Genomic DNA, 21,602 nt, shown 5'->3' with positions numbered 1-21,602 from the left:
GGGATGAGCGAGCTCGAACCGACAAGCGCAAGCATCAGGCCGGGCGCGATTTTGTTCATGTGCGGCATGAACGCTATCCGCTCGCCGATCGCCGAGGCGATTGCCCGTAGTTTGCTGCCCTCCAATACCTATATAAGGTCTGCCGGCGTGCGCGCTGGCGAACGCGATCCCTTCGTCGATGTGGTGCTCGATGAGATCGGCCTGTCGCTCGGTCGGCATCTGCCGCACACGCTGGAAGATCTCGAAGACGATTATTTCGATGTGATCATCACGCTCTCGCCGCAAGCCCACCACGCAGCGCTGGAACTGACGCGCGCGAGCGCCGTCGAGGTGGTCTACTGGCCGACCATGGACCCAACAGTCGCGCAGGGCACACGGGAGCAGATTCTGGAGAGCTATCGCGAGGTGCGCAATTACCTCGCCGAGCTTATCGAGAGCCGTCTATTAGACCGAAGTGGTATCGCCGCGCAGTCCGCATGAAACAAATAAAGGAAACGCGATCAATTTGGTTCACAAACCCCCGTTGATTGTGTAGTTTCCGCCCAAATTTTGAGGCGGCCCCAATCTTGGCCCATGCCGCCATCTCAACCGACAGGAAGAAAACACCTATATGCCTAAAGAAGAAGTCCTCGAGTTCCCGGGTATCGTCACCGAACTTTTGCCGAATGCGACGTTCCGCGTGAAGCTCGAAAACGAGCACGAGATCATCGCCCACACGGCCGGCCGCATGCGCAAGAACCGTATCCGCGTTCTCGCCGGCGATAAGGTTCTTGTGGAAATGACGCCATACGACCTGACCAAGGGCCGTATCACCTACCGCTTCAAGTAAGCTTGATCCGAAAGCCCCTAAGGCTTTCGCTTCCGTCTGCCCGGTAGTCGAGGTTCCATGGCGCTCAAATACAAGCTCATTCTGGCTTCGGGTTCCCCCCGCCGCGTTGACCTGCTCAACCAGGCAGGGATCGAGCCCTCGCGCCTGATGCCGATGGATATCGACGAGACTCCGAAGAAGTCGGAGCACCCGCGCTCGCTGGCGCGCCGCCTGTCGACGGAAAAGGCCGAAGCAGCACTTGCTGCCATCAAGGGCGACATGACCTGGAAGGGCAGCTACATCCTGGCCGCCGATACCGTCGTCGCCGTCGGTCGCCGCATTCTCGGCAAGGCCGAGTTCGCAGACGAGGCCTCGGCCTCGCTATACCTGCTCTCCGGCCGCAGCCACTGGGTCTATACCGGTGTCTGCCTGGTGACGCCTGATCGCAAGATCCGCCAGAAGATCGTGGAAACCAAGGTGCGCTTCAAGCGTTTGTCCGGTTTCGAGGTCGAAAACTACCTGGCCTCCGGCCAGTGGCGCGGCAAGGCGGGTGCCTATGGCATCCAGGGGCTGGCCGGCACCTTCGTGCAGAAGATGGTCGGCTCCTACACCAACGTCGTCGGCCTGCCGCTGTACGAGACCATTTTGCTTCTGACCGGCGAGGGCTTCGACGTCCATAGCCGGTGGCCCGAGGCTTGAAGCCGGCGGGCCGAAAACCCGAAGGATTGACCATGCCCGATGAAACCAGACAGAGCGCCAAGATCGAACCGCTGCGCAAGGCACACCCATGCCCGGAGTGCGGCACGCCCTCGCAGCGCGAGCACTATCCATTCTGCTCGAACCGTTGCCGCGAAGTCGATCTTTCGCGCTGGCTGACCGGCTCCTACGCCATCCCCGTTGCCGAAGATGAGACGAAGGCTGAGTACCCGGACGAGAACTGATCGTGGTTCCCGCTCGGGAAGCCGTTCAATTTGTTCAATAATTCGGAAAATTCACAGGCCTGTCAAAAAACTCTCATTTGGCGCTTGCCATGGCCGAACAAGATGTTATAACCCCGCTCGCTTCCGGGGAAAACCAAGCCCCTACAGCTCTCGGAGACGAGAGATGTGCCGAAGCAGGAATGCCCAGATAGCTCAGTTGGTAGAGCAGCGGATTGAAAATCCGCGTGTCCGTGGTTCAAATCCGCGTCTGGGCACCACTCTTTCTCCCGAACAATAAAACTCTTCCTTTCGTGTCTGCTGCCGAAGCCATCTTTTGATTTGGCGGCAAACGATCGGGCTGCTACAGCGGTCCATCCCGCAGGACCAGCAGAGAGTATCATGGCCAAGACGAAAGAACCGAAGCTCGAGCATTCCGAACTCGCCGGCGAGTTTACCGATGATGGCGTGACCGTTCTGGTCGATATCTTCCGCCCGGCCGGCACCAATGGCGACTGGAAGATGGAAGTCGTGACGCAAGACGACGACCTGATCGAATGGGAAGAGGGCTTCGAGACCGATCGCGATGCTTTCGACGAGTTTTTGGCCACGGTCGAGCGCGACGGCATCCGTACTTTCCTTGATGATGCGGACGAACCATCGGTTCACTAGAGTTTTCCAGAAAGACTCTGACGCCGTGACACTGCTGTGACTGTCGTTTTCAGAATTGAAAATGTCGCTTGCGGAGACCCTTTAAAATAAACCGAAACTAAGGTGGGCCACTTCGAAAGATAAGTGCGCATAAAGCGCGCCAGGAACAGCAAACATGAAAGCTTTGGAATACAGAGCCGCTCTGGCGGTCCTGGGATTGACCACTGCTGGAGTGGAAAGTCTCTTTGGAATAGACCAGATCACCAGCCGCCGTTGGGCGACGGGCGAGCAGGAAGTGCCGCGCGCCGTGGCGCTGTGCCTGCTACTGATGGCGTCGCATAACCTGTCGGTCGCCCAGGCACAGATCCTGGCCGACAGCGTCGACGTGCCGCTGGCGAAATCCGCCTGATAGTTGGGGATCGGCGAAAGCCCTCAGGCCGCCGGTTGCTGGACCATCTTTTTCAGAACATCGAGAAGCTGTTTGGCGTCGTCATTGGCGCCGAGCACGCGCAGGCGCTCTTCCGCGAGGCTGATGATCGCCTCCATGCTTTCGCGCTCGTTCCAGCCGGAAGCGACACTGGCGCGCGTCAGGTCCTCGAACGCGAACTGCATCGCGTCCTGGCAGCGCACATCCCGATCGGGATCGTCACTGGTGACAAACGGCCTGTAGATCTCCCGCATCTCACTTCTCCGCAACTCATTCGCACGCGCCATGCTAGACCACAGGCTTTAACGAAGTATTCATGACGATATCGAGCAATCTGGGCGGAAATTCGTGACATATCCGATTTCCTGGAGAAACGCTGAACGTTGTCTCGCCGCGCGTGTTGCAGCCTACTGATAAGGGTGTCGTTCTCAACTCGCCTCTGGAGTGGTAATATTACCCCTGCCGAAAAGAGGGGAGATTCACATGCCACGCATCTCGCATCTATATTTCAAGACGGCCATTCTGTTCCTGATCTTTGGCATCGGAATGGGCCTGAACATGGCAATCTCGCAGGATCACAGCGTGATCGGCGCTCATGCACACTGCAATCTCTTGGGTTGGGTGACGATGGCGCTCTTCGGGGGCTATTACGCGCTTAACCCGCGCAAGGCCGAACGCCGCATCGCGATGATCCAGTATGGCATCTATACCGCGGGCGTCACGCTGATGGTTCCGAGCCTCTATCTGATGTTGCTTGGCAACATGGCGATGGAACCCGTCGTGGCAATCGCCTCGATCATCACATTCATCGGCGTCCTGCTATTCGCCTTCGTCATCTTCTCCGGCGAACAGGTGGCCATGACGCCATCGACGCCGTCCTATCGCTGAAGTCCACCGCATTCCTTCTCGGCGCTCGTTCTTGGGGACGGGCGCCGTGGCAGGAAGATCAGTGAACGACCTGCACGCGGATATGCTCCTTGGCTGCATAGGAATGGCAGTCGATCGGCGCATCGCCGACGAAGATCACATCGCCATCCTGGTCGAACAGGCCCCAACAGGCTTCATCATCGACATAGACCTTGCGGACGTAACCGAACGGCGCGCTTTCGACGACGACGTTGGGTGCAACAGCAACTGTCTCAAGTTCTCGCATGGATCACTCCGATAGTCATTTCTGTTTTAGTGCGACATCATATTGCATTGCGAGGCGGATGCCGGGCTATCCCTAGAAATGGGGATGTCTAACTCAGCTTGACCTTTCGCCTCTCAGGGTGTGCCGAATCGGTATTTCATGCCGATTTCCTTCCTTGGTTGCAGCGCGCCGCACCTTTGTGGATTGCGATTGCATCAGCGGCGAAAAGCGCGTTGCGCCGGCCAATCGAAGCTCCTATCTACAGGCACGAATCATCTCCGAGGAATAACTCATGGCCGACCTAAAGGTTCGCACTCGTCCCGTTGGCGCCAGCGCCGTTCTCGGCCGCACCGGCTTCCCACATGTCACCTCCGCCACCGGCGGTGAGATCGACATCGTCACCAGCCCGTCGCAACCGGGTTTCAACCCGCTGGACCTTCTCTATTCCTCGCTCTCGGCCTGCCTGGTCCTGAGCGCCCGCATGGCGGCGAGCCAACTCGGCGTTCTCGACCGCATCACCGAGCTCAAGGCCGACGTAACCGGCGAGAAGGCCACCGAAGGCCTGTCGCGGGTCAAGACCTTCAACATCGCCTTCTCCATCAAGGGCGACATCGACGAGGAGACCCGCCAGAAAATCGCCCACGCCGCCGAAGACGAGATCTGCACGGTGAGCAACACGATCCGCGGCAATCCGGAATTCTCGACGGTCATCTCCGGCTGACCCTTTCTGATGGTTCCGGCGTAGCGCGAGCCGCGCCGGCGACGATATCGACCGCGCCTGTCGTTCCCGGGCTATTCTCAGGCCGCTGCTTCTGCTACTTGCGGTGCATGATGGCGCCGCTCGATCGCACCCGACGCCGCAAGCACGGTACGCCATGTCGCAAGTCTCCTCCGCCCTCCCGCAGTCCGCTCCCTCGCACCGTTTCGCGCTTGCCGCGCTGATCCTCGGCGGTGCCGCGATCGGCGGCTCGCCGATCTTCGTGCGGCTGTCGGAAGTGGGCCCGATGGCAACCGGCTTCTGGCGCGTGGCGCTGGCTTTCTTTCCGATCTACATCTTCTCGCTGATCAAGGGTGGCGCCACCGGCCCGAAGCCCGAGACCTGGGCGGATCGCGGCATGCTCATCCTGCCCGGCGTCATTCTGGCCGTCGACCTCATCACCTGGCACCTGTCGATAACAATCACATCCGTCGCCAATGCAACGCTGCTCGCCAATCTGGCGCCGGTCTTCGTCACCATCATCGGCGTGCTCTTCATGGGTGCTGCCGTCACGCGCGTGTTCGTCGCGGGATTGCTGCTGGCGATCGTCGGCGTCGTCATCCTCAAGGGTGGTCCCGCGGCACTCGGTCAGGGCGATCTGCTGGGCGATGGCGGCGCCGTTCTCGCGGCAGTGGCCTACGCGCTATACATCATCGCCATCGGCAGGCTGCGCACGCGCTTCGATACGGTTCGTATCATGCTGTGGAGCACGGCGTCGGCCGCCGTCTGCCTGTTTCCCTTCGGCTTCTTCGTGGAAGGCCATCTCATGCCCACCACGGCCTATGGATGGGCCATGGTCTTCGGCCTCGCCTTCATCAGCCATGCCAGCGGCCAGGTGGCGATCACCTATGCGCTGGCCTATCTGCCGGCCGCCTTCTCGTCGCTGACGCTGCTTCTGCAGCCGGTCGTGGCCGCCATCCTCGCATGGATCTTGCTCAGCGAGCCGATCGGCCCGATGCAGGCGATCGGTGGTCTGGTGGTCCTCGCCGGGATCATGATCGCCCGGCGAGGCTGATTGCAATCAGGCGACAGCCGCCTGCTTCTGCATGCGCCGTGCGTCGAGAATATCAAGCGCCTCGTCGACGGTCGCCGCAAGTTCCGCCTTCTCTGTGTTGCAGGTGTTCCAGGCTTCGATGAAGCTGCTGGTCTTGCCGTAGCTGTTGTCGAGCACGCAATGGTCGGCGCCGATCAGCACGCACATGATGTGCCCGTGCATGCGGTCGGTGATCACCTGGCGCGCCGAGCCCAGGAGTGCCACGCCACGGTCGAAGCGCTGCTGCGCGCGCTCGCGGTAGGCGAGTTCCGTCATCCGCGCGCGGCCACCGATCTTGCCTGACAGCAATCCCTTCAGAATGGCCGCATGCTTGGTCTGCTTCTGGAAATCGGCGGGCTCATCCGGCCAATCCGACTTCACTGTCCCCGGCCGCTGCGTCGCCGCCGTCAGGTCCTGCGGCGTGCCGACTTCCTGGTCTTCGCGCAGGTTCAAGAGCAGCTCATGCTGCGGCACCGGCTTTGCGACCGGGCCGATGCAGAAGGCCATGTCCGGGCAAAGACGCGTCTCGCACTGGAACCAGCGCTGCGCAAACGCCAGGCTCTTCTTGTCGCGCACGAGAAGCGTGAACTGGCCGTGCTTCTCGATGGCGCGTGCCGTGCTGTCGACGTTGGCTTGATCCTTGAAATGGATGGTCTGCGGCAGCTGCACGATCGGCCGTCCCTTGTGCCGCTCCAGCATGTTTTCGCGGAACTGGCGGTAGCCGGCCCAGATGTCCCCGAAATTGCCGCCGCCATGCAGGAAGATCCGGCCGTCGCCAATGGCGCCGAGCATGCGGTCCTCGTCGAAGGTCGGGATTTCGGTGACATAGGACGGGCGCGAGCGCTTCTTGTCGAAATATGCAAGTTCACCCAGCCAGATCGCGCTGTCGCCGATATTGTAGTGGTTCGGAAAGTCGAGAAGCGCATAACGCTCCGACGGGTCGAATACGTCAGACAGGTTCTTCTCGATCACGCCCTGCAGGCGGTTGATGATCGTCAGGTTAGATTCCATTGAAGGCTCCTTGTTTTAGGGACAAGAGGTCCGAAAGTTATTGCGCGGGCTCAGGCCTGCGCGTGTTTGCGAAACGGATTGAGCGACATTGCAAGCGCGATGTAGGGGCGGATGACCGACCGGCCGAAGATCGGCAGGAAGGCGAGATAGATCACCGCGCCGAGGCCGATGCTGAGGCCGAGCGACAGCCAGCGGCTCTGGACATGCTCGACGATGACAGGATGAGCGAGCCAGACACCGGCTGCCATCAGCAGCGAACCGCAGAGCGGCAGCGCCACGGCCTTCAGCGTGCTCATCGCATCGATGTTGGCGAAGCGGGCCAGCACGTACTGCTGGTAGGGCAGCGTCAGCCAGGCGCGCAGCGTATAGCCGGCCGCAACGGCAACCACACCATAGGGCACGAGCAGCCAGGTGAGCACCAGCGTCGCGGCAAGCTGCAGGGCAGCCACCGAGAGGATCGATTCCGCCCTGTTGACGGCGGAGAGCGCCGACGAGGCGAAGAAGTTCATGACGAAGGGCACAGCCATCAGCACCAGCACCGTGGCGATATCGCCGGCATTGCCCCACTTGTCGCCGAACAACATGGCGATCATGTCGTTGGACAGAGCGCCGAAGCCGAGCAGTAGCGGAATGGTGCCGAGTGCAGCGGCGCCGACAATCTTGTTGTAGGCGTTGCGGAAGGCGACGCGGTCATTCTGCAGGCGCGACAGCGTCACCAGCGCGACACTGCCGATCGGCGCCAGCACGGCCTGTCCGATCAGCTCGATCAGCCGCCAGGCAATACGGTAACGGCCGACTTCGACCGGACCGTACCAACGCGAAATGAAGATGTCCTGCACACGGGCAAGCAGCATCCACATCAGCTGCGTGACGACAAGGCTAATGCTGAACAGGAAGACGGAGCGGAACAGCGGCACGTTGAAACGGAACTTCGGCATCCAGGGATAGGCGACCCAGCCGAGCAGCACCGTGACGACGGCATTGACGGCAGTCTGGGCGACCAGCGCCCACACGCCCCAGCCCATGAAGGCGCAGGCGACGGCGGTGATGCCGGAAAGCAGGCTGGCGGCGATCGCCTGAGCCGCGAGGTTCTTGTGGCCGAATTCGCGTGCCAGACGCGCATTGTGGATCACGGCAAGCGACGACACCGGAAGCAGCGGCGCCAGCCAGCGCAGGATCTCGGCGACTTTCGAGTCGCGGACGAGATCGCCGTAATAGGGCGCGAAGACGAAGACGACAGCGGCGACGATGGCGCTGAAGGCAATGGTCGCCCAGAAGGCGGTATCGGCCAGTTCCTCGTCCAGATCGAGCTGGCGCGTCACCGCGTCACCGAGGCCGGCATAGGCAAGCACCCTGCCGATCTCGACGAACAGGCTCGCGAGCGCGAAGGTGCCGAAATCGCCGGGGCCAAGAATGCGGGCGAGAATGACGAAGATCACGAAGGTCGCAATCGTGCTCCACGCCACGCGGATGACCGACCAGAGGACGGAAAGCGCGGTCTTCTTCTTCAGCTCGGCGTGGCCAATTGCCGTATCTGTCATTCAGTATCCAATCGATTGGGCGCTGAGGCGCAATGCTTTCGGGGCTTGGGACCGCTCAAGCGGCCCGGCCCGTCTTCTGGCCGCGCCAATAGGCGACCATGCCGGTGAAATTGTCTCTGAGCTGGCTGCGATAGGTGAGCCCCAGCTCGTCGCTGAGCTTGCGGCGGCCGATCGCCTCCAGCACTGCCTGGCGAATGTCCCAGCGCAGCATGCCGCGCATGTTCGAGCGGCGGTCGAATAGGTATTTGGCGTAGAGCGCGCCGTTGCCGAAGGCATAGCCGCTCTGCAGCTTCTTCACGTCGCCGAGTTCCCGGCGCCCATGGAAATGCTTCACAGCGAAATCCGGGACGTACTCGACGCGGATGCCGGAATTGAAGGCGCGGTGCACGTAGTCGGTATCCTCGCCGGAGCGGAACGGCGAGCCGGCGCCAAAGCGGGTGTCGAACAGGCCGACCTTGTCGATCAGCGCGCGCGGAAACGCCATGTTGGCGCCATGGATGAACCCGCCGGCATGCAGTTCGCTGGTCAGCACGGCAGGCTCCAGCTCTGGCTTGATCGTGACAGGCAGATCGCGCGCGTCGCCAAGCTCAATGCGACCGCCGCGCATGACGATATCGGTGTCGGCGGCAAAGAGTGCTGCAATCACCGTGAAGTAGTCGGGAAACACTTCGCAATCATCATCCGTGAAAGCGATGATCCGGCCCTTCGCGGCAGCCAGCCCGCTATTGCGCGCAACCGAAAGACCGGGCTTCACTTCGTAAACGAGATTGGTGCTGATCGGCGCGGTCTTTGCCCATTCGCTGACGATCGCGGAAGTGTTGTCGGTGGAACCATTGTCGACGAAGACGAGTTCCAGGCTCAGATCGCTGGCCTGGCGCGCGGCATTCGATACGGCATCCAGGCAGTTCGTCAGTCCATAAGCCCGATTTCTCGACGAGATGATCAGGCTGATGTCCACGGGCTGAGGAGGCATTCGGGTTCCCTTCTGCAGTCGATGTCGGGGAAAGGGTAGGGCGCTCCCCCAACCTCGGCAAGAAACATTTTGCGTTGCAGCAAACCAATACAGTTTGCTGAAAAACCAAAACAATGTGGTGATTTCTTGCTGGTATATTATTAATCGCAGACGGGTGATATTAATGCGATATTATTTCCAGAATGAAGAAAAGTAATTGTAATAATTCGTGTTTATTTAATATTCACAAAGTCGAAATTCTGTTTGTTTGCTTCTGATTATTGTCGAAATAAATCCGATTTAAGCATTGTGAATATAAAAATATATAGAAATGCAATAACGTTGCTTGCGTCGTTTTCTCATCGCCGCATTGCGCTTCTTCGCACTGGCGAAATGGCTGAGAGGTAAAAGACAGCTGGTCTTACCGGACCAATATCGCTCAAGAAGACCGGCCGGATCGGACGTTTTCGCCAGAGAAAAACCCGCCGCATGACTTGGAAGAATGCGACGGGTCCGAGTAGAAATTGCAGAATACGACCAGCGGGTGTGTCCTGGCGGCAGTGGATGGAGCTCCGCTGGCAGCCCGCCGACGCGCTATTCCTCGTGCGTCAGCCACTTCTGAATGACCGGAACATCGTCATCGCCGAGCAGATGCCCCGTCGGGATGACGGTCGAATCGACGGTTGCGCCAGATGTCTTCAGCCGTGTTTCGAGGTCGCTTGCATATTTCCCATAGGCATCCGTCTTGCCGCTGATGACAAGCAGATCGGTGCCTTTCAGGTCCGCATGCGGAAATTCGCTGAGCACGGGCATGGAGCGCAGCAGAACCGCTTTGTGAACCAGGTTCGGGTGAAGATAGAGAAGCGAGTTCAGGAGATTGGCGCCGTTGGAATAGCCAACATAGACGAGCTTCTTCGGATCGAGTCCATAGGATTTGACCGCGCCGTCGATAAAGGCGGCGAAAGCCTCGGCCTCGTTCTTGATGTCCTGCTGGTCGAAGGAGAACGGCGTGATGCGCTTGTACCAGCGCGGAATGCCTTCCTCCGTCGCGCGTCCGCGCACGCCGAGCAGCGTCGCGCGCGGCGCCACCTTGTGCAGCAGCGGCATCAACGTCGTCTCGTTGCCGCCCGAACCGTGCAGCAGCACCAGAACCGTGCCGTCAGGGTTCGGCGGCGTGTAGAAGCGGTGCACGAAGGGCAGTTCGCGATAATTGATCCGGGGTTCGCCCGGCATCGAGAACTGCGGCAGAACCACCTTGAGATCCTTGAGATCGGTGATTGGGTCCTTCGGCACGAACAGCTTTTCGCCAAGCGTCGCCGCCGGCTCGTCCACCGTCATGCCCGGCTTGTCGGTCGCAAGCTCGATCAGCGTGCCACCAGGTTCACGCACATAGAGCGAGCGGAAATACTTGCGGTCATGCACGTTGATATCAGATGCGCTCGCACCCTCGCTCTTCAGTGCATCATGAACCTTCGACAGTGCCGCGTCGTCCTCCGCGCGGAAGGCGACGTGGTCAAAGGTGCCTGTTCCCGGCGCGCTCGACCAGAACCCCTTGGCGTTCCTGATATCGACGATATCGCCGGACTGCGAAACCAGTCGGTCGATATTACCGCGGTTTTCCTGGAAGCGATAACCGAAGTGGCTCTCGACGAAGGCGCGGCTCTTTTCCGGCTCCTCGGTCAGCATCGTCGTCCCGCGCACGCGCTGCACGGCGTGCTCGACCGGAATGCCTGCTCCATGCCACGGAGCCGGGGACTTCAGGGCCGGCGTGCCGGCAAGCTTGACGATGATGTTGTCGGGATCCTTCAGGCGCAGCACCGGCTCGCCGAATTCGTCGGCCGGACCTTCCGTGCGGACGCCGAAGCTCATCGCCCGCGTCAGCCAATAGCCGATGCTGGAAGGGTCGATCGCCAGCGCGAGTTCGCTCAATTGCCCGAAGCCGGCACGACCAGGCGCGCCATCTTCCCAGACAAGGAATGTCACGAGCGAGCCCGGCGTGGCTTCCGCGTCACCATAGAAGAGGTGTAGCTGCGTCGCGTCTTCGAAGCCGGCCGTTTGCTTGACCAGCCGCATGCCGAGAAAGCCGGCGTAGAAGTCGACGTTCGCCTGCACCTTTCGGGTCAGCAGCGTGATGTGGTGTATGCCTGAAGCCATAGAGGGGAGCCCGGATTGCATTGGGTACAGAAGGAGCGCGGAGATGAAGGTGAGGATAACAGTCATATCGTTGCGTTTGCTTGGTGCCTTGTTTGCTCTCCATAAAGAATTAGGGCATCTCCGCAAGGCTGCAAATCCAAAGTCTGAACATCCCGCAGCGCAAGTTCCAGCTGCTGGCGCGTCGGCGGCTTGATCATGTAGGCCCGCGCGCCAAGCGTCCTGGCGCGCTCCATGTCGTCCTCATCGCTTGATGTGCTTAGGATGAAGGCCGGTATCGTCTTCAGCCGCGCGTCACGCGAAAGCGCCTCCAGAACCTCGAACCCATCCATGATCGGCATGTTGATATCGAGCAGGATGAGGTCGATCAAAGGATCGTGACCACCGGTTGCCCGCTCCTGAAGAAGCCGCATCGCCTCGCGGCCGTTCGAGGCGAGATGCAGGTTGAACGTCACCTTCTCGCGCCTCATCAGCTTGATCTTCAAAAGCTGCACATCTGCCGGGCTGTCCTCGACCAGGAGCACCTCGGCCACCCTGCCGATTCTATCCGTGCGCTGCTCTGCCTGTGTCGGGCTTGCCGCCCCCTTGGGCGCCCTGTCCGTCTCACTCAAGGCCAGTGGCAGCTCCATGATGAAGGTGGTGCCGCCGCCATCGGCATCCTCGCACCAGATGGCGCCGCCATGCAGCTGTGCGATCCGCCGGCAGATCGCCAGCCCGAGCCCCGTCCCCTCGATGCCGCGCCCGACCAGTCGCTTGAACGGCTGGAAGATCAGCTCGCGGTGGTCGCGCGCGATGCCGGGGCCGTTGTCGCTGACGGCGATCCGGCAGAGCGTGCCTTCGCCTTGTGCCGAGATCCGCACGCGCGTCACCTCGGCCTCGCAATATTTGATGGCGTTGGAGATGATGTTCTGCAGCATCTGCACCAGAAGCGTCCCGTCGCCCATCACCAGGGGCAACGGGCCACGTTCGATCTCCGCGCCGCGGCTGCTGATCTGTTCACGCAGATTGCGCTCCACCTGATCGACGATCGCCGACAGCGACACCGGCTTGGCCTCGAGATCGCCGGAAGCCTCAAGCTTCGAGAAGCCCGACACCTTGACGATCAATTCCTCCATATGGTCGGCCGCGCTGAGCACGTAGCCGAGCAGATCGTGATCGTCATGCGCCAGCGATGGCGATGCCTGCAGCAGCCGGCTGAAAGACTTGATCGTCCGCAGCGGCTCCTTCAGGTCGTGGGCCATGGCGCGGGTGAAGATCTCGAGCGATTGCTGCTTCTGCTCCAGCTTGGCCGCGAGATCGCCATGCATGATGGCGCTCTGGATGCAGCGGTGCAGCGTCTCCGGCGAAAGCGTGTCCTTGGTGAGATAATCCCGCGCGCCGCCCTTCATTACCTCGACGGCGATCGTCTCGCTTCCCTGGCCCGTCAGCATGATCACGTTGGCGGACGGATCGAGCTTCAATATCTCCTCGAGCACGCCGACGCCGTCGCGGCCTGGCAGCGAGTAGTCGAGCAACACGCAATCCGGCCGCTTCTGCGCGTTGAGCGCTATGCCCTCGTCGCCGTTCTCAGCCTCGTAGACCACGTAGTTCGCGCCCGGCGCGCGCGCCAGCATCCGCCGATAAACCTCGCGGTCGTCGATATTGTCGTCGATAACAAGTACCGCATTGCCGTCGGCCATGAAGTCACCCCTCCAGAGGCAATATGGCGATCTCGAACCAGTATTCCTTCAACCTCTGGATCGCGGCGAACAGCCCGTCGAGATCGACAGGTTTCTGGACGTAGGTGTTGGCGCCGAGCGCGTAGCAGCCCTCGATGTCGCGCTCGTCGTCCGACGTGGTCAGGATCACCACCGGGATTTTCCGCCAGGCCGGGTTGGACTTGATCGCCTCCAGCGTCTTGCGGCCATCGAGCCCCGGCATGTTGAGGTCGAGCAGGATGAGGCCCGGCCGTGTTTCCATCGTCGCCAGCAGATCCAGCGCCTGCTGGCCCGATGGCGCCCATTGCACCGGATTCTTGAGCTTGGCGCGCTTGAACGCGCGGATCGTTGCTTCGTAGTCGTCCTCGCTGTCTTCGACGATCAGGATCGGCTGTGATTCACGGTGCTGCATGCTGCCCCTCGCGCTTGTGACCCAGTGTAAAATAGAAGGTTGTGCCCTGGCCAACCTCTGACTCCAGCCAGACGTCGCCCTCGTGACGGCCGATGATCTTGCGCACGAAGGTCAGCCCGGCGCCGGTGCCGTCGTCCGATTCCTGCGTCTTTTCCAGCCGCTTGAAGATGCGGAAGATATCCTCGTGAAACTCGCGGGGAATACCCTTGCCATTATCGCGCACGAAATAGACGTCGCTCGTCCGGCGCCCGTCTTCGCCGACAAGCTCGCCGACGTGGCCGACGGTGACGATCGGCTCGGGCTTGTCGTTGTATTTAACGGCATTGGTGATCAGGTTGCGGTAGACCTCGGTCAGCCGCAGCGAATCGCAGACGACGTCAGGAAGCTGGCCCTCGACCAGCACCTTCGCCCGCCGCTCTTCCAGATAAAGCTCCATAGTCGAGACCACGTCCTTGACGATGGCATGGACGTCGGTGCGCTTCACTGCCAGCTGCTGGCGCCCGATGCGCGAGAAATAGAGCAGGTCGTTTACCAGCTTCTCCATGCGCTGGCTAAGCCGGACGATACGGTTGATGCGACGCACGCCGTCCTCGTCGAGCACCGTCTCATAATCCTCGAGCAGAAAGCGGGAATGGTTGTGCATCCCGCGCAGCGGTTCCTTCAGGTCATGCGAGGCGATATAGGCGAACTCGTCGAGATCGGAATTGCTGCGCTCCAGATCGGCGGTGTAGGCCTGAAGCTGGCGGAACATCGTCCGCAGCTGCTCCTCCTGCTGCACCCGCAGGCTGATGTCGCGCAAAATGGCGACGAAGGTGACCGTCGTCCCGGTCCGGAAGGCGCTGAGCGACACATCGAGCGGGAATGTCTCGCCATTGCGCCTGATGCCCGAGATCGTACCCGTCGTCCCAGTCCCGCCTTCCTCGCTCAAGAGCAGCGATCGCCGGAAATAGTCGTCGAGCCCTGCATGGAAGGTTTCCGGCAGCAGGATATGGACGCTCTCTCCGATCGCCTCCCTCGACGTCCGGCCGAACATCTCCTCGGCCGCCGGATTGAACAGCGAAATCTTGCCCTGCGGATCCATGGCGACGATCGCGTTCGGCGTGTTGCGCGTCACCGTGTCGAAGCGGATGCGCTCGGCATCCAGGCTGTCGCTCTTGCGCTGGAAGAAAAACACGAAGGTCGCAACCAGCCAGAGCATGCCGACAGTGATGGCGCGGTTCGTCGCCTCGTAGCCATAGCCTTCGCCATGCCGATCGACAGCAAGAAAGCCGAGCAGGATCAGGATGGAGCAGACGAAGGCCAGGTTGAAGGGCGCCGTGCGGCTGTTGAACCACAGCGAGGTCAGGATCAGCGGCACATAGATCATGCCGTTCACCACCCCGAGAGGGGTATAGAGATCGATCATCAGCCCGATGAAGCACAGCGCACCCGGCAGCCAGACGGGCATGCCGCCATGCTGGTCCGGCTGCAGCCACCAGGACCGCACCAGCATCGCCGAGCCGAGCAGCGTCACGCCGGCGGCGGTATGCACCGCCATGCCGATGTTCGATCCCCAGCGATAGATGTGCTCGGTATGCATCGCGTATCCGGCAAGGGCCGCGATGCCTAGGCCGATCACCACATAGCCGACAAGCTCCTCGAAAAGCCGTGCCTTGCCCTTCTGGTCCGGCGGGGTCAGCGCCAGAGCGAGGTTGGAGAAGAACATGATCACGGCGGTATTGAGCGCCATGCCGCCGCCGATGCGGCCAAAGAATGCCGGATCGACAAAAATGCCGGCCAGAAAGCGCTCCATGATCTGCGGCTGTCTTCCGACGAATGTCAGCTCGATCAGCCGGACCCCGCTCATCGCGGCGGCAAGCGAAAACAGCAGGAAAGCGGCGAGCCGCGCGTTTGCGCTTGTATAGACCGATATGACGAGCGCGATCCCGGTGAGGCAGAAGCAGATCGCCGTGTTGATTGCCATCGCCGGTGAATCCGGTATCAGGAAAAGAAGAGGCTCGATCTGCCGCACCCAGGCGAGAAGGATCACGGCGCCCAGCATGAGCAGAAGCACGCCGAGCACGATCGTGGTCAAACGGTGTCGTTCCTGGCGCCAGGGGGCACTCGTCCTTCGACCAATGATCGGCTTCACCACGCGTTGCTCTCCCGTCCGGCGGTTACTATTTCCAGAATTGAAAATTATTCAATATACATCTGTCGCGATAGTTGCGGCTTCGGCGTCGACCGGCAATATGCCTGTTACGGATGCCGTGCTCTGCGGTCGAACGGAGTGCCGGCGCGAGCACGGGAGGGTGGCAATGCCGGCGGTATTTTATGTGGACGACAGCCGCGACGACCTGTTTTACGCGCAGTATGTCTGCCGCAAGGAACGCCCGGACATCGCTCTTTCCTGCTTCCAGACCGCCGATGCCGCCTTTGAGGCGCTTTGTGTATCCGCCGCCGAAGGCCTGGCGCTACCGGCGCTCTTGGTCGTTGATCTCTACATGCCTGTCGATAGCGGCATCGGCCTCGTCACGCGCCTGCGCGCCGATCAACGCTTCGCATCGATGCGAATCGCTGTCTGTTCCGGCTCGGACGCGACGGCGGATCGGGAGCGGGCCTTGGCCTGCGGGGCGGATCTATACGTCGAAAAACCGATCGACCTCAGTGCACTCGTGAGTCCCGGCCAATAGTCCATCAAAGACAATCGACTTTCTTAGGTATTTATGACGCAATGGTTGCAAGTCTCATTGACACGACTTTGGCTACATTTCACACTATACGCATGAAGCAGTGTGAGACGATGCTGGGGAGAGCCGTTTGACTTTGTTGACGAAACAACCCCGGCAAAATCTGTGACTGAAGTCTGTCTTCCCGCTGATGCGCGAAGCGCGTCGCAGGCGGCGTAGGACAGGCGAATGCCGAGGGTAGGGGGCGGAAGCGGAGGTCGCATGCCGATTTTGTGATCGGCGTGTCGCGGCGGTTTCCCTCGAAACTCCGCACTCGGTCATTAACTGTATCAGTCTGGCGCGTGTCTCCAGAGTTCGGAGATGCCGCTCAACCGGTAACCACCGGCACGTAGGAGCCAAGAAGCAGGAATGCGGAATGAGTAGCGCGATGGCACTTCCATTTCACGCTGGCCCGGAATTGGGGCGGGCGATCAACCGCACGGATTTCTTTCGACTTCTGAAGGCGGCCGCGCATCACTATGCCTTCGACAGCTTCGCGCTCGCCCGCATCTCCGAGGCGTCGCAGCCGTTCGGCGCGCGCGACATCATCATCACCAATGTCGCCGAGCGCCAGACCGGCTTCTTCGTCTACGCCATGGGCCGCGCGCTGGGCTTCATCAAATCCAAGGCTGCGCAGTTTCTGGCGACCCCCATGAGCGGCAAGGCCAACAATCTGGAGGGCTATCCTCCCGATCTCGTCCTCAACGAGTTCGACACAAACAGCTTTCTGCTCATCCCGCTTTTCACGCCCGAGGGGCGCCGCTACTGTGTCGCCTTCAGTGGCAAGCGCCAGCAGCCGGACCAGGGCGAAGTCGCCGATATCCTGCTCGACACGATGCGGATATTCGACAAGTTCTACGAGGAAATCCTGGTCAACGAAATGTCCGGGCGTTTGACCCAACGGGAGAGTGAAGTGGTTCGCTGGACCAGTGAAGGCAAGACATCGGCGGAGATCGCCATCATCCTCGGCCTGTCGGAACACACCGTCAATTCGCATATCGCGGCGTCGGTCAGGAAGCTCGGCGCGGTCAATCGCGTGCACATGGTGGCGATGGCGTTGCGCATGGGACTTGTTTCGTGACCGAAAACGCTGAAGTGAAATCAGAGACGGCTCGCGGCGAGGCGGTAAAAATCCTGTTCGTCGACGACGAATTCATCGAATTTCGCGCCTTGAAAAAGACCGTCGCGGCACTCACCGAGCCGAAGGTCGAGATGGACTACGCACAATCGGTCAGCGATGCGCTGGCAAAGCTCGGCAGCGACAGGTTCGACCTGATCCTGCTCGACAACCGGCTGCTCCCGAACGCGGATTTTCGCGAGACCGTGCCGAAGCTTCGCGCCGCTAGTTTCACCGGCCCGATCGGCGTCATATCGATGGATGTGTCGGACAGCTACTTCCAGCAGTTCCAGGACTATGGTGTCGATTTCAGGATCGGCAAGGACGAGATCGACGTCGAGACGCTGCAGCACATCATCCGCGAATATGTTCGCTATGACATGCCGGATGTCTGGAAGGACGATTACAACATCTGACGTGTCGTCAGACGGGCAGCCGGATCGTGAACCTGCTTCCCGTCTCCGCCGGTGATGTGAGCGAGATCGTCCCGCCAAGCGCGGTCACCAGCTCGCGCGCGGCCGCCAACCCGAGGCCCGGCCTCTTCGCGGCGCCCTCCGGCAGCAGGCTCCAGAAGGCGGTGAACACGCTCTCCCGATGTTCGCTCGCGATGCCGGGCCCGTTGTCTGAAATATGGATCGTCCAATGCGTGGCATCGACCTCCGCCTCGACCGTCAGCCGGCACGCCTCGTCGGCTTCCGTGCGATGCATAAGCCCGTTCGCCATCACGTTCTTCAGCACCAGCCCGAGGATCCCCGCATCGGTCCGGATGCCGGGCAGGTCGCCTGTCTCGATTGTGGCCTTCGGTGCATCGACCTCGAAGCGCAGCTCCGCCCAGATCTGCGCGACCAAGAGCTTGGTATCGACATCGCTGATCACAAGTCGCGGCGCGCCGGAAGCGAAGCTGATCAACCCCTTGGTCAGCTCCTGAGCGGCCTGCGTCTTGGCAAGAATGGTGTTCAGATATTCCAGATGCTCGGCATCGATCCCGTCGCCGATCTCGTCGATCAGGATCTCCGCATACATCGCGATGTGTCTGAGCGGCGATTGCAGGTCGTGCGAGGCAATGGCGAGAAAGCGCTTGATGCGCGTTTCGTCGGTCTCTGTCGTCGATGGTGACATGTCTCGTCCGCCGGATTTAAGCCCGGGCGGAGAATAGAAAGCGGGCGCCGGTTCTGCAACCGGCGCCCGCATCAATTTCACGAAAGCAACCTGAAAAGGTCGATCTTGGATCAGCCTGCCGACTTGCGCGAGCTCGGCGGAATGATGTCGACCTTGTCGTCATTGCTCGAAACCGCGGCGCGGTGGCGCGTACGCCAGTCGCCGAGGAAGAGCAGGATCGGCGCCGCGATGAACACCGACGATGCTGCGGCCACGAGAATGCCGAACACCATCGGGATCGCGAAGCTTTCGACCGCGCTGCCGCCCCAGATTGCCATCGGCAGCAGGGCGAGGAAGGCGGTCACGTTGGTGTAGATGCTTCGGGCGAGCGTTTCGTTGATCGACTTGTCGATCAGTTCGCGCAGCGGCATCGACTTGTAGAGACGCATGTTTTCACGCATGCGGTCGTAGACGACGACCTTGTCGTTCACGGAATAGCCGACCAGCGTCAGGATCGCCGCGATGGCGGTCAGGTTGAAGTCGAGCCCGGTGAGAGCAAAGAAGCCGATGCACTTCGTCACGTCGAGAATGAGCGTGACGATGGCGCCGACTGCGAACGGCCATTCGAAGCGATACCAGATGTAGAGCAGCATCGCGAGGCTGGCGATGACGACGGACAGGATACCCGCCCATGCAAGCTCGCCGCTGACCTTCGGGCCGATGACGTCGGTGCCGGTCACGGTTGCCGACGGATCGATCTTGACGATCTCGTCCTTCAGCTTGGTGACGGCAGCCGTCTGCGCCTCTTCACCGCCGTCCTGGCGCTGAGCGCGCACAGCCATGGTGTTGTTGTCGCCATAGGACTGCAGCGAGACTTCGCCGAGGCCGAGGCTGTTCAGGCCTTCGCGGAACTTGGCGAGATCGGCTGCTTCCTGCGTCTTCACCGACATCTGGATACCGCCACGGAAGTCGACGCCGTAGTTGAGGCCAGGATGGAAGAAGAGCACGACCGATGCGACCGACAGCAGCGCGGAGACGGTCACGCCGAAGAAGCGCGCCTTCATGAACTGGATGTGCTTGTCGTAGGGGTAGAAGACCGGCAGCAGCGGCTTGATGTTGATGGTCTTCAGCTTGAAGCGGCGGGTGATCTCGATCATCGAGACGCGAACGAAGGCGACCGAGGTGAACATCGAGATGATCAGGCCGAGCGCCATGGTGACGGCGAAGCCGCGAACCGGGCCGGTGCCGAACCAGAACAGGATGGCGGCGGCGATCAGCGCCGTCATGTTGCCGTCGATGATGGTCGAGTAGGCGCGGCGGAAGCCGGTGTCGATGGCCGCGAACGAGCCCTTGCCCTTGCGGGTTTCTTCACGGATGCGTTCGTTGATCAGAACGTTGGCGTCAACCGCCAGACCGATGCCGAGCACGACGCCGGCGATGCCGGGCAGCGTCAGCGTGGCGCCGACAAGCGTCAGTGCCGAGAAGGTCAGGATCGTGTGGATGAGCAGCGCCACGTTGGCGAGAATGCCCCAGGTTCCGTAGAGCAGGAAGATGAAGGCTGCGACGAGGACGAAACCGACGAGACCGGAATAGATACCCATCTGGATCGCATCGGCGCCGAGGTCGGCACCAACCGTGCGTTCTTCAATGACGGTGAGCTTGGCGGGCAGGGCGCCGGCGCGCAGCATGGCAGCAAGCGTGTTGGCCGTATCGGTCGAGAAGTTGCCCGAGATCTGGCCGGAACCGCCGGTGATCGGCTCGCGGATGACGGGCGCGCTCAGCACCTTGTCGTCGAGAACGATGGCGAAGGGATTGCCGACGTTCTGGCGGGTGATGTCGGCGAAGCGGGTCGCGCCGGCGCTGTCGAAGCGGAAGCTGACGACGGGCTGCTGGCTCTGGTCGAAGCTGACGCGGGCGTCGGAAAGACGGTCACCGGAGATTTCGACACGGTCGAGAACCGGATAGGTATTGCCTTCATCGTCCTTGAGCATCGTCACGCCGGGGCCGGGAGCATTGTTCGGCGCGAGCATGTGGAAGGACATCTTGGCGGTCGAGCCGAGGAGCTGGCGAAGACGGGTCGGATCCTGCGCGCCCGGAAGCTGCACGAGAACGCGGTTGCCGCCGATGCGCTGGATCGTCGGTTCGGCGACGCCGACCTGGTCGACGCGCTGGCGAATGACTTCTAGGCTCTGCTGGACGGCGCTGTCGACGTTGCTGGAGATGCCGGCGGCCGAGAAGGCAACGATGATGTTGCCGCCGCTGGTCGTGACCGAAAGGTCCGACTGGCCGGCGGAAATGCCTGTTGCGATCGTGTTGCCGAGCGTGCGCAGCTGCGTCACCGCTTCGTCGGTCTGCGCCTGGTCGTTCAGCGTCACGACGATCTGGTTCTGGTTGCGAACAACCGACTTCGGCTGGATGTTCTTTTCGCGCAGCACGCGGCGTGCGTCCTGCAGAAGCGACTGCAGACGCTCGCGCGTCAGGTCGGCTTCATCGACTTCGAGAACGAGGTGCGAGCCGCCGCGAAGGTCGAGGCCGAGCGAGACCTGCTGGTGCGGGAGCCACGAGGGAAGGCGCTGCAATGTGGATTGCGGCAGGACATTCGGCAGTGCGATCAGAATGCCGAGGAAAATGATCACCGTATAGGTGGCCACCAGCCATGGTGAGGTGCGCATAGTGTTGTCTATCCTTGATAACGCTGGAACCTGCGCTTCGGGCGCAGGCAGGCGTGTCGTAAATGCAATGGGAGGCGCCGGGGCGCGTGTCGTCAGACCGCGAAAGCGGGCGGTCCATGCGAATCGTAGGGCTTCGCGTCAGCCGCGTAGAAGGCGGGCGAAGTGGACTGCGAAAGCCGGAGGAAGCCGGGCGACGAGCGCTCGAAGACTTGCAGGTCAGCGGTAGCCGCATCGCCGGAAGCATAGGTCGCGTATTTCTGCGCGACCTTGCGGTCAGCTGCCAGCACGCCGCGCACGACGTCGCGTGCGCTCAGCTGCAGCGGCTGGCTATCCTTGCTCGAAGAAGAGAATGCGTTGTTGGGTCCGCGCGTGGGGCCGAGCACGAGATTACCGCCGAACAACAGGCCGAGATAGGCGAAGATCGCGACAGCCAGCGAGACGGCAACGCGACCGGTCATGCGGCGCGTATCGAACCTCATCTGGTCGTCCTGCGGATTTTCAATCTCGAACCGGCTCAA

The 21,602-nt window shown here is 61.2% G+C and carries 24 protein-coding genes and 1 tRNA gene; 13 read left to right on the top strand and 12 right to left on the bottom strand.

What is annotated here, in order from left to right; all coding sequences use genetic code 11:
• The first annotated feature begins 3 nt into the window (after positions 1 to 3).
• The 7 genes from AC1DOG_RS08030 (at position 4) to AC1DOG_RS08000 (ending at position 2,785) form a co-directional block, all read left to right on the top strand.
• Entirely contained in the window at positions 4 to 480 is a 477-nt protein-coding gene (locus AC1DOG_RS08030) for an arsenate-mycothiol transferase ArsC (protein ID WP_477927313.1), read from the top strand.
• Between the two features lie 130 nt (positions 481 to 610).
• Positions 611 to 829, top strand: coding sequence for a translation initiation factor IF-1 (gene infA, locus AC1DOG_RS08025; protein ID WP_003545338.1), 219 nt, complete (start codon positions 611 to 613; stop codon positions 827 to 829).
• Positions 830 to 886: 57 nt separating this feature from the next.
• On the top strand, positions 887 to 1,507 hold the full coding sequence (locus AC1DOG_RS08020; protein WP_018898379.1) for a Maf-like protein: 621 nt from the start codon (positions 887 to 889) through the stop codon (positions 1,505 to 1,507).
• 32 nt (positions 1,508 to 1,539) lie between these two features.
• Complete coding sequence (yacG, locus tag AC1DOG_RS08015; RefSeq protein WP_047507557.1) at positions 1,540 to 1,749, top strand: DNA gyrase inhibitor YacG; 210 nt, start codon at positions 1,540 to 1,542, stop codon at positions 1,747 to 1,749.
• Between the two features lie 181 nt (positions 1,750 to 1,930).
• Positions 1,931 to 2,006: transfer RNA gene (locus tag AC1DOG_RS08010), tRNA-Phe, on the top strand.
• 121 nt (positions 2,007 to 2,127) lie between these two features.
• On the top strand, positions 2,128 to 2,397 hold the full coding sequence (locus tag AC1DOG_RS08005; RefSeq protein ID WP_047507331.1) for a hypothetical protein: 270 nt from the start codon (positions 2,128 to 2,130) through the stop codon (positions 2,395 to 2,397).
• Between the two features lie 154 nt (positions 2,398 to 2,551).
• A complete protein-coding gene (locus tag AC1DOG_RS08000; protein WP_477927312.1) occupies positions 2,552 to 2,785 on the top strand; it encodes a hypothetical protein in 234 nt (77 codons plus the stop codon).
• Positions 2,786 to 2,808: 23 nt separating this feature from the next.
• Here the strand turns inward: AC1DOG_RS08000 and AC1DOG_RS07995 are convergent, their stop codons facing one another.
• The gene (locus tag AC1DOG_RS07995; protein WP_477927311.1) at positions 2,809 to 3,057 is read right to left on the bottom strand and encodes a hypothetical protein; all 249 of its coding nucleotides are present in this window, start codon (positions 3,055 to 3,057) and stop codon (positions 2,809 to 2,811) included.
• Between the two features lie 229 nt (positions 3,058 to 3,286).
• Here AC1DOG_RS07995 and AC1DOG_RS07990 point away from each other — a divergent pair, with 229 nt between their 5' ends.
• Positions 3,287 to 3,691, top strand: a complete 405-nt coding sequence (locus AC1DOG_RS07990) for a hypothetical protein (RefSeq protein ID WP_477927310.1) — start codon at positions 3,287 to 3,289, stop codon at positions 3,689 to 3,691.
• A 58-nt stretch (positions 3,692 to 3,749) separates the two neighbouring features.
• Here the strand turns inward: AC1DOG_RS07990 and AC1DOG_RS07985 are convergent, their stop codons facing one another.
• A complete protein-coding gene (locus AC1DOG_RS07985; RefSeq protein WP_477927309.1) occupies positions 3,750 to 3,956 on the bottom strand; it encodes a hypothetical protein in 207 nt (68 codons plus the stop codon).
• A gap of 271 nt (positions 3,957 to 4,227) precedes the next feature.
• On the opposite strand from AC1DOG_RS07985, the gene AC1DOG_RS07980 reads away from it, so the two are divergent.
• The gene (locus AC1DOG_RS07980; RefSeq protein ID WP_112979837.1) at positions 4,228 to 4,656 is read left to right on the top strand and encodes an OsmC family protein; all 429 of its coding nucleotides are present in this window, start codon (positions 4,228 to 4,230) and stop codon (positions 4,654 to 4,656) included.
• Between the two features lie 154 nt (positions 4,657 to 4,810).
• On the top strand, positions 4,811 to 5,707 hold the full coding sequence (locus tag AC1DOG_RS07975) for a DMT family transporter (protein ID WP_477927308.1): 897 nt from the start codon (positions 4,811 to 4,813) through the stop codon (positions 5,705 to 5,707).
• 6 nt (positions 5,708 to 5,713) lie between these two features.
• Here the strand turns inward: AC1DOG_RS07975 and AC1DOG_RS07970 are convergent, their stop codons facing one another.
• The 7 genes from AC1DOG_RS07970 to AC1DOG_RS07940 form a co-directional block, all read right to left on the bottom strand.
• Entirely contained in the window at positions 5,714 to 6,736 is a 1,023-nt protein-coding gene (locus AC1DOG_RS07970; protein ID WP_047507341.1) for a polysaccharide pyruvyl transferase family protein, read from the bottom strand.
• 50 nt (positions 6,737 to 6,786) lie between these two features.
• A complete protein-coding gene (locus AC1DOG_RS07965; protein WP_477927307.1) occupies positions 6,787 to 8,277 on the bottom strand; it encodes a lipopolysaccharide biosynthesis protein in 1,491 nt (496 codons plus the stop codon).
• Between the two features lie 55 nt (positions 8,278 to 8,332).
• The gene (locus tag AC1DOG_RS07960; protein WP_477927306.1) at positions 8,333 to 9,250 is read right to left on the bottom strand and encodes a glycosyltransferase family 2 protein; all 918 of its coding nucleotides are present in this window, start codon (positions 9,248 to 9,250) and stop codon (positions 8,333 to 8,335) included.
• Positions 9,251 to 9,823: 573 nt separating this feature from the next.
• Positions 9,824 to 11,383, bottom strand: coding sequence for a VOC family protein (locus tag AC1DOG_RS07955; RefSeq protein WP_112979841.1), 1,560 nt, complete (start codon positions 11,381 to 11,383; stop codon positions 9,824 to 9,826).
• Positions 11,384 to 11,445: 62 nt separating this feature from the next.
• On the bottom strand, positions 11,446 to 13,059 hold the full coding sequence (locus tag AC1DOG_RS07950; RefSeq protein ID WP_477927305.1) for a response regulator: 1,614 nt from the start codon (positions 13,057 to 13,059) through the stop codon (positions 11,446 to 11,448).
• Positions 13,060 to 13,063: 4 nt separating this feature from the next.
• A complete protein-coding gene (locus tag AC1DOG_RS07945; RefSeq protein WP_018898394.1) occupies positions 13,064 to 13,489 on the bottom strand; it encodes a response regulator in 426 nt (141 codons plus the stop codon).
• Positions 13,476 to 15,530: a sensor histidine kinase gene (locus tag AC1DOG_RS07940; RefSeq protein ID WP_477927456.1), complete on the bottom strand. Its 2,055-nt coding sequence runs from the start codon at positions 15,528 to 15,530 to the stop codon at positions 13,476 to 13,478. Before AC1DOG_RS07940 ends, AC1DOG_RS07945 begins: the two co-directional genes overlap by 14 nt.
• 256 nt (positions 15,531 to 15,786) lie before the next feature.
• On the opposite strand from AC1DOG_RS07940, the gene AC1DOG_RS07935 reads away from it, so the two are divergent.
• From AC1DOG_RS07935 to AC1DOG_RS07925, 3 genes are all read left to right on the top strand, one after another.
• Entirely contained in the window at positions 15,787 to 16,161 is a 375-nt protein-coding gene (locus tag AC1DOG_RS07935) for a response regulator (protein ID WP_477927304.1), read from the top strand.
• Between the two features lie 412 nt (positions 16,162 to 16,573).
• Positions 16,574 to 17,278, top strand: coding sequence for a response regulator transcription factor (locus tag AC1DOG_RS07930; protein ID WP_047507352.1), 705 nt, complete (start codon positions 16,574 to 16,576; stop codon positions 17,276 to 17,278).
• A 14-nt stretch (positions 17,279 to 17,292) separates the two neighbouring features.
• On the top strand, positions 17,293 to 17,730 hold the full coding sequence (locus AC1DOG_RS07925; protein ID WP_477927454.1) for a response regulator: 438 nt from the start codon (positions 17,293 to 17,295) through the stop codon (positions 17,728 to 17,730).
• A gap of 7 nt (positions 17,731 to 17,737) precedes the next feature.
• Here AC1DOG_RS07925 and AC1DOG_RS07920 read toward each other — a convergent pair whose 3' ends face one another.
• From AC1DOG_RS07920 to AC1DOG_RS07910, 3 genes are all read right to left on the bottom strand, one after another.
• Positions 17,738 to 18,433 (bottom strand): sensor histidine kinase, encoded by a 696-nt coding sequence (locus tag AC1DOG_RS07920; RefSeq protein ID WP_477927303.1) that lies wholly within the window; start codon positions 18,431 to 18,433, stop codon positions 17,738 to 17,740.
• 110 nt (positions 18,434 to 18,543) lie between these two features.
• Complete coding sequence (gene secD, locus AC1DOG_RS07915; protein WP_477927302.1) at positions 18,544 to 21,084, bottom strand: protein translocase subunit SecD; 2,541 nt, start codon at positions 21,082 to 21,084, stop codon at positions 18,544 to 18,546.
• 92 nt (positions 21,085 to 21,176) lie between these two features.
• Positions 21,177 to 21,563: a hypothetical protein gene (locus AC1DOG_RS07910; protein ID WP_477927301.1), complete on the bottom strand. Its 387-nt coding sequence runs from the start codon at positions 21,561 to 21,563 to the stop codon at positions 21,177 to 21,179.
• Positions 21,564 to 21,602: the final 39 nt, after the last annotated feature.

The sequence above is a fragment of the Rhizobium sp. 01N48 genome, from assembly GCF_056399145.1.
The sequence above is the reverse complement of the archived record's forward strand: the minus strand, read 5'-3'. Positions and strand labels throughout refer to the sequence as shown.